The organism is Paenisporosarcina sp. P5_A11 (genome assembly GCF_056400705.1).
In genome coordinates, this window is record NZ_JBFUKT010000312.1 from 1 (window position 1) to 1881 (window position 1881).

The 1881-nt window shown below is 39.3% G+C and carries 1 protein-coding gene; it reads right to left on the reverse strand.

The features are described 5' to 3' along the window. Nucleotides 1-175 precede the first annotated feature (175 nt). Nucleotides 176-1881 (reverse strand): aconitate hydratase AcnA (gene acnA / locus AC1DOS_RS19795; RefSeq protein WP_477538864.1); only part of this gene is annotated, 1706 nt, incomplete at its 5' end.

A 1881-nucleotide genomic window follows, 5' to 3' on the forward strand; every position in this document is an offset into this window, starting at 1 on the left:
CCCTTATATATCCACATAAAAAGCCTGTAAAAAGTGTAGCATAGCAATGTTCAAAATGAATGTAAATTCATTCACAAGAGGAAATACTCGGTATGAGGCATGTCTAGGCACATTTGTAAGGTTGTCATTCTAAACAAAAAAAGACTGTCCAAAAAGGACAGTCTTCTAAAATACTTTAGTTTTTCAATTTGTCACGTAATACCATTGGTAAGATACCACCATGACGATAGTAATCAACTTCTACTTCTGAATCGAAACGAGCTAATACGTCGAATTCTTTTACAGAACCGTCAGCAGAAACAGCTTTAACTGTTAAGATATCACGAGGTTTTACGCCTTCAGCAATGTTTACGCTGATTTCTTCTTTTCCTGTCAAACCAAGTGTTTCTGCACTTTGACCTGCCAAGTATTGAAGAGGTAAAACACCCATCATAACTAAGTTTGAACGGTGAATACGTTCGTAACTTTCAGCAAGAACTGTTTTAATACCTAGAAGGTTTGTGCCTTTTGCTGCCCAGTCACGTGAAGATCCCATACCGTAATCTTTACCTGCTAAAACAACTAAGCCAGTGCCGTCTTGTTGGTATTTCATTGCTGCATCATAGATAGCCATGATTTCGCCATTTGGCCAGTAAGTTGTAAAGCCACCTTCTGTACCAGCTGCGATTTGGTTACGAATACGAATGTTCGCAAATGTACCGCGCATCATAACATCATGACTACCACGACGTGAACCATATGAGTTAAAGTCGCGTACAGCTACGCCGCGTTCACGCAAGTATTTACCTGCTGGCGTATCTTTACCAATCGCACCTGCTGGTGAAATATGGTCAGTCGTAATTGAATCACCGAATTTCGCAACTACACGAAGTCCAGCTAGTGTTTGAATAGGGCTCGGCTCAATTGCTAAACCTTCAAAGTAAGGAGGGTTTTGAATATACGTTGAATCTTCATCAAAAGTATATAATGAATCATTTGATGTTTCAATCGCATTCCAACGCTCGTTTTCATTGAATACACGTTCATATTCACTGCGGAACAATTCTGGTGTTACTGTTTTAAGAAGGACTTCTTTAACTTCTTCAGTTGTTGGCCAGATGTCAGCAAAGAAAACATCGTTTCCTGCTTGATCTTTACCAAGTGATTCGTTTTGAAGATCAATATCAACTGTACCTGCTAATGCATAGGCAACTACAAGTGGTGGTGAAGCTAAGTAGTTTCCTTTCACTAATGGGTGAATACGACCTTCAAAGTTACGGTTACCAGAAAGAACAGACGTAATTAGTAAGTCGTTTTCGATGATACCTTTCTCGATTTCAGGAAGCATTGGACCTGAGTTACCGATACAAGTCGTACATCCGTAACCAACTAAGTCAAATCCTACAGCACTTAATGGCTCAAGAAGTCCAGCGTCACGTAAGTAACCTGTTACTACTTTTGAACCTGGTGCAAGTGAAGTTTTCACGTATGCTGGTGGACGCAAGCCTTTTTCTGCTGCTTTTTTCGCAACAAGACCGGCACCAATCATAACGAATGGATTAGAAGTATTTGTACAAGATGTAATGGCTGCAATTCCAATAGCGCCTGTAGGAATTGTCACTTCATTACCATCTAGTGTAACTGTTGCAGATTTATTAAATTCTTTTTTAGATAAACCGAATCCTTGGTTGCCTTGAGGAGCGACAACCGCTTTGTTGAACTCAAGTTTCATTTCAGACAATGGAATTAAGTCTTGTGGACGTTTAGGTCCAGACATGTTTGGTTCAATTGTTGATAAATCAAGTTCCACAACATCCGTGTAGATAGGATCTTCATTATCAACTGTAAAGAACATTCCATTAACAGTTAAATATTCTTTAACTACTTGAATGTGTTCAGCGT